9 protein-coding genes are annotated in these 9267 nt (G+C 62.5%); 6 read left to right on the top strand and 3 right to left on the bottom strand.

Annotated elements, in window-relative coordinates; all coding sequences use genetic code 11:
- On the bottom strand, window positions 1–224 hold a 224-nt coding region (locus tag AC3WKX_RS33605), incomplete at its 3' end, for a hypothetical protein (protein WP_218274821.1).
- Between AC3WKX_RS33605 and AC3WKX_RS33600 the strand changes: the two genes are divergently transcribed.
- From AC3WKX_RS33600 to AC3WKX_RS33575, 6 genes are all read left to right on the top strand, one after another.
- Window positions 223–1149: a substrate-binding domain-containing protein gene (locus AC3WKX_RS33600; RefSeq protein ID WP_102606468.1), complete on the top strand. Its 927-nt coding sequence runs from the start codon at window positions 223–225 to the stop codon at window positions 1147–1149. The two genes, AC3WKX_RS33605 and AC3WKX_RS33600, sit on opposite strands and share 2 nt — an antisense overlap.
- Window positions 1150–1212: 63 nt before the next feature.
- Window positions 1213–2721: a sugar ABC transporter ATP-binding protein gene (locus AC3WKX_RS33595; RefSeq protein WP_008430598.1), complete on the top strand. Its 1509-nt coding sequence runs from the start codon at window positions 1213–1215 to the stop codon at window positions 2719–2721.
- On the top strand, window positions 2687–3679 hold the full coding sequence (locus tag AC3WKX_RS33590; RefSeq protein WP_003215773.1) for an ABC transporter permease: 993 nt from the start codon (window positions 2687–2689) through the stop codon (window positions 3677–3679). Before AC3WKX_RS33595 ends, AC3WKX_RS33590 begins: the two co-directional genes overlap by 35 nt.
- Before the next feature lie 69 nt (window positions 3680–3748).
- On the top strand, window positions 3749–4828 hold the full coding sequence (locus AC3WKX_RS33585; protein WP_102606469.1) for an alcohol dehydrogenase catalytic domain-containing protein: 1080 nt from the start codon (window positions 3749–3751) through the stop codon (window positions 4826–4828).
- A 1-nt stretch (window position 4829) separates the two neighbouring features.
- Window positions 4830–6362, top strand: coding sequence for an FGGY-family carbohydrate kinase (locus tag AC3WKX_RS33580; protein WP_102606467.1), 1533 nt, complete (start codon window positions 4830–4832; stop codon window positions 6360–6362).
- 138 nt (window positions 6363–6500) lie between these two features.
- A complete protein-coding gene (locus tag AC3WKX_RS33575; RefSeq protein WP_003215767.1) occupies window positions 6501–7226 on the top strand; it encodes an SDR family oxidoreductase in 726 nt (241 codons plus the stop codon).
- On the opposite strand, the gene AC3WKX_RS33570 is transcribed toward AC3WKX_RS33575, so the two are convergent.
- Together AC3WKX_RS33570 and AC3WKX_RS33565 are read right to left on the bottom strand one after the other, a co-directional pair.
- A complete protein-coding gene (locus AC3WKX_RS33570) occupies window positions 7223–8227 on the bottom strand; it encodes a LacI family DNA-binding transcriptional regulator (RefSeq protein ID WP_017475198.1) in 1005 nt (334 codons plus the stop codon). The two genes, AC3WKX_RS33575 and AC3WKX_RS33570, sit on opposite strands and share 4 nt — an antisense overlap.
- 51 nt (window positions 8228–8278) lie before the next feature.
- Entirely contained in the window at window positions 8279–9142 is an 864-nt protein-coding gene (locus AC3WKX_RS33565; protein ID WP_102606466.1) for a LysR family transcriptional regulator, read from the bottom strand.
- Between the last annotated feature and the right edge of the window lie 125 nt (window positions 9143–9267).

Raw genomic sequence — 9267 nt, 5'->3', positions numbered from 1 at the left:
TGGTGGGGCAAGAGCGTTTTGCTTACTTTTGCGCTTTTCAAAAGTGAGCCGCTGTAAGAGCGGAACCATAAGCGGCCGTTACCGCAGCAACGGATATGTCCACCACACCCGCCACCACCGATCAAACACCCCTTGCGACCCCCCAATTTCTTTGCTAGCTTCTTACAAAATGTTAACGATAACATTTGCTCTAAAAATAAAAACAAAACAGAGATCCCCACCATGAAAATGCTTCCGAAAACCCTGTGTTTGTTGGCTCTGAGCATCAATCTTGTCACCGCTGGCCTGGCACTGGCCGACACCAAACCCGCCCCCATCCGCATCGGCGCGTCCTTCCAGGAAATCAACAACCCTTACTTCGTCACCATGAAAGACGCCCTGCAGGAAGCCGGGGCGACCATCGGTGCGCAGTTGATCATCACCGACGCCCGCCACGACGTGTCCAAACAGGTCAGCGACGTCGAAGACATGCTGCAAAAAGGCATCGACATCCTGCTGATCAACCCCACCGATTCCGTCGGCGTGCAATCAGCCGTCAAATCCGCCCACGCCGCCGGCGTAGTCGTGGTCGCCGTCGACGCCCAGGCCGAAGGCCCACTGGACTCCTTCGTCGGCTCGAAGAACTTCGACGCCGGCTTCCAGGCCTGCGAATACCTGGCCAAGAACATCGGGGACAAGGGCAATATCGCCATCCTCGACGGCATCGCCGTGGTACCGATCCTGGAGCGCGTGCGCGGTTGCAAGGAGGCCGTGGCCAAGCACCCGGACATCAAGATCGTGAGCATCCAGAACGGCAAGCAGGAACGTGACCAGGCGCTGACCGTCACCGAAAACATGCTGCAGGCCCAGCCCACCCTCAAGGGCATTTTCAGCGTCAATGACAACGGCTCCCTCGGCGCCCTCTCGGCCATCGAAGCCAGCGGCCTGGACGTCAAGCTGGTGAGCGTCGACGGCGCGCCGGAAGCGATCAAGGCCATCCAGAAACCCGGCAGCAAATTCATCGCCACCTCCGCGCAATACCCCCGTGACCAGATCCGCCTCGCCCTGGGCATCGCCCTGGCCAAGAAGTGGGGCTCGCAAGTGCCGGCCACGATCCCGGTGGACATCACCCTGATTGACCAGGCCAAGGCCAAGGATTTCAGTTGGTAAAACACCCAGGCCCCACGCCAGGCGTGGGGCACAGGTCATCCATCTGAATGCGAGGTCGGCGGTATGAGCAGTCTTCTGAAGCTGGAAAATATCTGTAAGCGCTACCCGGGGGTGCAAGCCCTCAAGGCGATCAACCTGGAAGTGCAGCGCGGCGAAATTCATGCCTTGCTCGGGGAAAACGGTGCAGGCAAATCGACCTTGATGAAGATCCTTGGCGGGGTCGAGCACCAGGACGAAGGGCAGATCCTGATCGACGGCGAGGCTCGGCAGTTCGCGACGTATCGTGATGCGATTGCCGCCGGCATCGGCATTGTGTTCCAGGAATTCAGCCTGATTCCCTACCTCACGGCGGTGGAAAATATCTTCCTCGGCCACGAGCTGAGCAACCGTTTTGGCCTGTTGCGCAAGCGCGAAATGGTCGAGGCCAGCGAGGCGTTGTTCAAGCGCCTCGGTGTCAGTATTGACCTGCAATGCGCGGTCAGGCACCTGAGCGTGGCCGAGCAGCAATTCGTCGAGATCGCCAAGGCGCTGGCCCTGGACGCGCGGCTGCTGGTGCTCGACGAACCCACCGCCACCCTCACGCCGAGCGAAGCCGAGCTGCTGTTCGAAATCATGCGTGAACTCAAGCGCCAGGGGGTGGCGGTGATTTTTATTTCCCACCACCTGGAGGAGATTTTCCAGGTCTGCGACCGCATCAGCGTGCTGCGCGACGGCGGCAATGTGGGCGTCACCGATGTGGCCGACAGCGATATCGACCGCTTGGTGGAAATGATGGTCGGGCGGCGCCTGGAGTGCAGTTTTCCGCCCAAGCCCACCGCCGCACGCGGGCCGCTGCTGCTGGAGGTCAAGGACATCCAGTTGGTGCGCAACGGCCCCCATAACCACTTTGAATTGCACAAGGGCGAGATTCTCGGCTTTGCCGGCCTGGTGGGTTCCGGGCGTACCGAATTGGCGCTGGGCATGATGGGCGCGCTGCCGTCGGTGAGCAAAGACGTGTGGCTGCGGGGTGAACAAATCACCCTCGACGACCCGGCCCAGGCCTTGGCCCATGGCATCGGCCTGCTGCCGGAAAGCCGCAAGACCGAAGGGCTGATCACCGATTTCAGCATTCGCGAAAACATCTCCCTCAACAACCTGCCCAAATACCAGAACGCCAGCGGCCTGATCGACAAGGACAAGGAATGCGCCAGCGTGGAAGCGCTGATGCGCCAGCTGTCGATCAAGGCCCCCAGCGGCGAGAGCCGGGTGTTCAACCTCAGCGGCGGCAACCAGCAGAAAGTCGTGATTGCCCGCTGGATCAACCATCACTGCGACGTGCTGGTGTTCGACGAACCCACCCGTGGCATCGACGTCGGTGCCAAGGCGCAGATCTACGCACTGATGCGCAGCCTCACCGAACAGGGCTACGCAATCATCATGATTTCCTCGGAACTGCCGGAAGTCATCGGCATGTGCGACCGCGTCGCGGTGTTCCACAAGGGCGCCATCGTCAAGGTACTGGAAGCGTCTGCCGTCAATCCTCAAGAGGTCATGCGCCATGCAACAGGGGGCTCAAGTGAATACGTCCATTAATGCCGTGGGGCCTGGCCGGCTGCGCCTGAACCTGGCGCGGCTGATTCGCTCACCGGCGTTCTATCCCTTTGTCGGGCTGCTGGTGGTGACGTTGGTGATGATCTTCGCCAGCGATAACTTCCTGACGGCCAACAACCTGTCGAACATCGCGCGCCAGGTGTCGATCAACGCGATTATCGCGGTGGGCATGACCTGCGTGATTCTCACCGGCGGCATCGATTTGTCGGTGGGGCCGGTGATGGCGTTGTCCGGCACCTTGACCGCCGGCTTGATGGTCGCAGGCTTGCCGCCGGGCCTGGCAATTGGCGCCGGGATGCTGGTCGGCGTGGCGTTCGGCATCGGCAATGGCCTGTTCGTCGCCTACCTGCACATGCCGCCGATCATCGTCACCCTGGCGACCATGGGCATCGCCCGCGGGTTCGGCCTGATGTACACCGACGGCTATCCGATTTCCGGTTTGCCGGAGTGGTTCGGTTTCTTTGGCCGCGAAAGCCTGTTCGGCATTTCGGTGCCGATCCTGATCATGTTGGTGACGTACCTGGCGGCCTATGTATTGCTGCAACACACCCGCATCGGCCGCTATATCTACGCGATCGGCGGCAACGAGGAAGCGGTGCGCCTGTCCGGCGTGCGGGCGGCGCGCTTCAAATTGCTGGTGTATGGCATCAGCGGTTTGACCGCCGCGATTGCCGGGCTGGTGCTGACCTCACGCTTGATGAGCGGCCAGCCGAATGCCGGGGTGTCGTTCGAACTCGACGCGATTGCCGCGGTGGTCCTGGGCGGCGCCTCGATTGCCGGTGGGCGCGGGGTAATCGTCGGCACCTTGCTCGGCGCCATGCTGCTGGGGGTGTTGAACAACGGCTTGAACATGCTCGGGGTCTCGCCCTATGTCCAGAGCGTGATCAAGGGCGGGATCATTTTGCTGGCGATCTTCATCAGCCGTCAGCGCCACAAGTAAACCGGTTATCTCCACGCGGCCATGGTGGCCGCGATGGGTTCTCTCATGCTCAAGAAAGGTCCGCACATCATGGAAAAGCACAACCAAATGCAAGCCGTCGTCTGCCACGGCCCGAAAGACTACCGCCTGGAACGCATCAGCAAACCCCAGGCGCGGGTCAATGAACTGGTGATTCGCATCGCCGCCTGCGGCATCTGCGCCAGTGACTGCAAATGCCACTCGGGCGCCGCGATGTTCTGGGGCGGCGACAACCCGTGGGTCAAGGCCCCGGTGGTGCCGGGGCACGAGTTCTTTGGCTACGTGGTGGAAGCGGGCGAGGGCGCCGAGGAGCACTTTGAGGTGAAGGTCGGCGACAAGGTGATCGCCGAGCAGATCGTGCCATGTGGCAAGTGCCGCTTCTGCAAGTCCGGCAAGTACTGGATGTGCGAGGTGCACAACATCTTCGGCTTCCAGCGTGAAGTCGCCGAGGGTGGCATGGCCCAGTACATGCGTATTCCCAAGACTGCCATCGTGCACAAGATTCCGGAGTCGGTGTCCCTGGAAGATTCGGCGCTGATCGAGCCGATGTCCTGCGCGATTCACACCGTCAACCGGGGTGAGATCCAGCTGGATGACGTGCTGGTCATCGCCGGTGCCGGCACCCTGGGCCTGTGCATGGTGCAAGTGGCGGCCCTTAAAACGCCGAAGAAACTGGTGGTGATCGACATGGTCGACGAGCGCCTGGAACTGGCGAAGAAATACGGTGCCGACGTGGTGATCAACCCGTCACGGGACAATGCCCGGGAGATCATCAATGGCCTGACCGATAACTACGGCTGCGACGTGTACATCGAAACCACCGGCGTACCGGCGGGCGTGACCCAAGGCCTGGATTTGATCCGCAAGCTCGGACGGTTTGTCGAGTTCAGCGTGTTTGGTGCCGAGACCAGCGCCGACTGGTCGATCATCGGCGATCGCAAGGAACTGGACGTACGCGGCGCGCACCTGGGGCCGTATTGCTACCCGGTGGCCATCGACCTGTTTGAGCGTGGCCTGGTGACGTCCAAGGGCATCGTGACCCATGACTTCGGGCTGGACAGCTGGGCCGAAGCGTTTGAGCTGGCCAACTCGACCAAGTCGATCAAGGTGCTGCTGAAGCCGGTGCTCTGACATGAACTACGTAATGGGTGTGGACATCGGCACGCAAAGCACCAAGGCGCTGCTGGTGGATGCGGACGGCCTGATCATCGCCCAGCACAGCCAGGGGTATCGCGTGGATACCCCGAAAGTGCGCTGGGCCGAGCAGTGGCCGCAGGTCTGGCTGGATGCGGTGGAGGCCTGCGTCGCCCAGTGCATGGCCAAGGCCGGCGTAGGGAAAGAGCAGGTCAAGGCGCTGTGCATCAGCAGCCTGTATGGCGGCTCCGGAATTGCTGTGGACGAGCAGATCACGCCGCTGCACCCGTGCCTGATCTGGATGGACCGGCGCGCGGGCGAGCAAGTGGAGTGGGTGCGCGAGCATGTGGACCTGGAGCGGCTGTTTGCGGTCACCGGCAACTCGGTGGACAGCTACTACGGCTTCACCAAGATGCTCTGGCTCAAGCAACACCAGCCGCAGGTGTGGGCCAACACCCGCTACCTGCTGCCGCCCAACAGTTACATCAACTGGTGCCTGACCGGTGAGTTGGCGGTGGACCACAGCAGCGCCGGCAATATCGGTGGCGTCTACGATGTGGCCCGGCGCGGCTGGTCGGCCGAGATGCTGGCGGCGCTTGGGATTCCGTTGGCGATGATGCCGGAGCGTTTGCTGTATTCCGGTGAAGTGGTCGGTGGTTTGCTGGAGAAATGGGCCCGGCGGCTGGGCTTGCAGGCCGGCACGCCGATCCTGGCCGGAGGCGTGGACGCGGCCATGGCCACATTGGCCGCCGGGGTGACCCGGCCGGGCAATCACGTGGCGATGATCGGCACCAGCATGTGTTGGGGTTATCTCAATCAGCAGGTGGACGCGCGCCATGGTCTGGTGAGCATGCCCCACGTCTATAACGGCCATCAGGACCTGTACATCTTCGGCGGTGCGATTACCGCCGGGGCGTCGGTGAGCTGGTTTCGCGAGCAGTTCTGCCAGGCTGAGGAGCAGCAGGCGAAAGAGACTGGCCAGGACAGTTTGTGGCTGCTGGAGCAGAGCGCCGCGAAGATCCCGGCGGGCAGCGAAGGGCTGTTGTTCCTGCCGTATCTCATGGGCGAACGCAGCCCGGTGTGGGATGACCGGGCCAGCGGCAGCTTTGTCGGGCTGAACCTGTATCACAGCCGGATCCACCTGTACCGCGCGGTGCTCGAAGGGGTGAGTTTTGCCCTGCGGCACAATATCGAAGCGGGCACCCGTGGGGCGCATTCCCTTGATCCACGGCTGATTGTGGTGGGTGGGGCGAGCCATTCGGATTTGTGGATGCAGATTATTGCGGACATCACCCATTACCCGGTCTACACCATTGTGCAAGAGGTGGAGGCGGCCTTGGGCGCGGCGTTGTTGGCGGCCCATGCGGTGGGGGTGGTGGATGACCGGCAGATGGAGAAAGGTTGGGTGCAGTTGGAGCTGCGGGCGGAGCCGGAGGCGGGGAATGTCGGGGTGTATGACCGGGCGTTTGCCAGCTATCTGGAGCTGTATCCGGCCTTGAAACCGGTGATGCACAGCTTGCAATTGAATTAAGCGAACACTGATCCAAATGTGGGAGCGGGCTTGCTCGCGAATACGGTGTATCAGTGCCGGATTTATTGCCTGACCCACCGCATTCGCGAGCAAGCCCGCTCCCACATGGGATCTCCATCGTTTTAGAGATCGTGAACCATGAACGCTATTTTTGACTTCACCAAGCAGCGCATCCTCGTCACCGGCGCCAGCAGCGGCATCGGCCGGGAAATTGCCCTCCAACTGATCGCCAGCGGCGCCCAGGTGTTTGCCCTGGGCCGCGACGCTCAGGCCCTGGCCCAACTCGGTTGCGAAACCCTGTGCCTGGACATCGCCAACAGCGCCGCCCTGGACCTGGCCCTGCAAGGCCTGCCGCCGATGCATGGACTGGTCAACTGCGCCGGCATTTCCCGCCTGGAACCCGCCGCGGCCATCAGCGCCGAAGCCTTCGACCAGGTGATGAATGTCAACGCCCGCGCCGCGGCCCAGGTCGCCAGCCGTATCGCTGCGGCGATGATTGAAGCGAAGATTCCCGGCAGCATCGTCAACGTCTCAAGCCAGGCCTCACTGGTAGCCCTGGACGATCACCTCGGCTACTGCGCCTCCAAGGCCGCACTGGACGCCATCACCCGCGTGCAATGCGCCGAATGGGGCCGCTTCGGAATTCGCGTCAACAGCGTCAACCCCACCGTCACCCTCACGCCCATGGCACAGATGGCCTGGTCGGCGCCCGCCAAGCGCGACCCGGCATTGGCGGCGATTCCCCTGGGGCGATTTGCCGAAACGGCGGAAGTGGCCCTGCCGGTGTTGTTCCTGCTGAGCGATGCCGCCAGCATGATCAGCGGCGTCAGCCTGCCGATCGACGGCGGCTACACCAGCCGCTAGCCGTTCTCCAGCTTGCCGGCGATCACCACCTTGTCCCGCGGTTTGTGCGGGTCTTCGAGACGGTCCAGCAGCAGCCGCACCGCGCTGCTGCCGGCCAGTGACGCGTCGTGGGCCACGCAGGCAATCGGCACGCCGAAGATATCGGCGAAGGGCAGGCGGTCGATGCCGCAGATGGTCAGGCTGTCGTGGGGGATGTTGTGCATGCGCAGCGCACGCAGCGCGCCGAGGGTGATCAACTGGTTGAAGCCCATGATCGCGTCCGGCGCCGAGTGCTCGGCCAGGTAGTCGAGGGTGTGCAGGTAGGAGGGCATCAGCGTGTAGTCGCCGGCACACACTTCGACCTGCACCTGCGGGTGCGCAGCCAGGACTTCTTTCAGGCCCTTGAGACGCTCCATGGTGATGCGCGAATGTTCAGGCCCGGTCAGCACCAGCAGTCGTTTCAGGTCAGGGGTTTGCCGCACCAGGTACTGCGCCGCCTCGATGCCGCTGTGGTAGTTGTCCAGCACCACGCGGCTGAAGGGGCTGTCGTGGATCGTGCGATCGAGCAGCACCACCGGCGTCTTGCCGTTACCCAGGCGCTCCAAATAGTCCGGCTGGTAGCTGGGCTCGTCGGAGACCGGCGACAGGATGATCCCCGCCACGCGGTAGCCCAGCAGTGTGTCGACTGCCTTGCTTTCCAGTTCTTCCAGTTCGTCGGTATCCACCAGCATGATGGTGTAGCCGTGCTTTTTCGCCTCGCGGGAAATCGCCTTGATCATCTCGCTGTAGAAGGGGTTGTCGACCGAAGCGGTGATCACGCCGATGATCAGGCTTTCACTGCGCTTGAGCCCGCGGGCAAAGGCGTTGGGCACATAGTCCAGCTCCCGCGCCACTTCGAGAATCCGCGCCAGGGTGGCGGGCTTGACCAGGTCGGGTTTGCTCAGCGCCCGGGACACCGTGATGGTGGTCATGTTGACCCGTTTGGCGATGTCGCTGATGGTGACGGACTTTTTCTTGTTCATCGGCAGGGGGGAACCAGGAGAAAACAACCTGAGGCTACCATGGGCACGGCTTCAAATCACCGGATCCCAGCGCTGCGACCAATCCTTTTCGGCCTCCACCACCGCCCGCAGCAACCCCAGCGCCTGCTGCAAAACCGCCGAATCGCGCTCGCGGGAATACACCAGGTACGTCGGGAAGCTGAACTCCGGCGCCTTGGCCACCCGTTCCATCACACCGCTGTCGAGGTAGCTCTGTACCACCCGCGTGCGGAAATACCCGGCACCGCCGTTTTCCAGGATGTACTGCAACGCCAGTGGCCCCAGATTGAAACTCAGGGCTGCGCGGGCCTTGTCCGGCAGTGCGGCGTCGTGCTGCTGGCGAAAGCCCTGGCCCCAGTCGATATACACGTAGGGCTCGGGCCGGGCGGCCAGTTGCACCAGGATCAGTTTTTCTTCCAGCACCTGCTCCACCTGCAACCCCGGCCAGTATTGCGGCTGGAACACCAGCGCGGCGTCCAGCACCCCCAGTTCCAGCTGGCGTAACAGGTACTCGCCTTCGCGAATCTCGGTGCGCAAGGCATGACCGGGGATGTGTTCACGCAAGGCCTGGGCCCAGCCGAGCATCAGCGGGTTGCACAGGCTGACTTCGCCACCGATGTGCAGCACGTTGCGGTAGCCGTCGGGTAATGGCAGGTCGCGGCGTGCGGCTTCCCAGGTCTGGACAAGCTGGTTGGCGTAGACCACGAACGCCTCGCCGTCCGGGGTCAGGCGGGCACCGGCGCGGTTGCGCACGAACAGGGTACTGTTGAGCTGGCTTTCGAGGTTTTTGACCCGGGCGGTGATTGCCGTCTGGGTGACGTGCAGTTTCTCGGCCGCCGCGGCGAGGCTGCCGCAGCGGGTGATTTCGAGGAAGGTGCGTGCCAGTTCGATGTCCATGAAACCCCCTTGGATGATAGGAGGCATTGTAGGGGCTGATGATTGGAATACGGACAAAAATGTGGGAGCGGGCTTGCTCGCGAAGGCGGTGTGTCAGTCAAGATATCCGGTGACTGACACACCGC

Source organism: Pseudomonas sp. GP01-A4 (assembly GCF_058780865.1).
The sequence above is the reverse complement of the archived record's forward strand: the minus strand, read 5'-3'. Positions and strand labels throughout refer to the sequence as shown.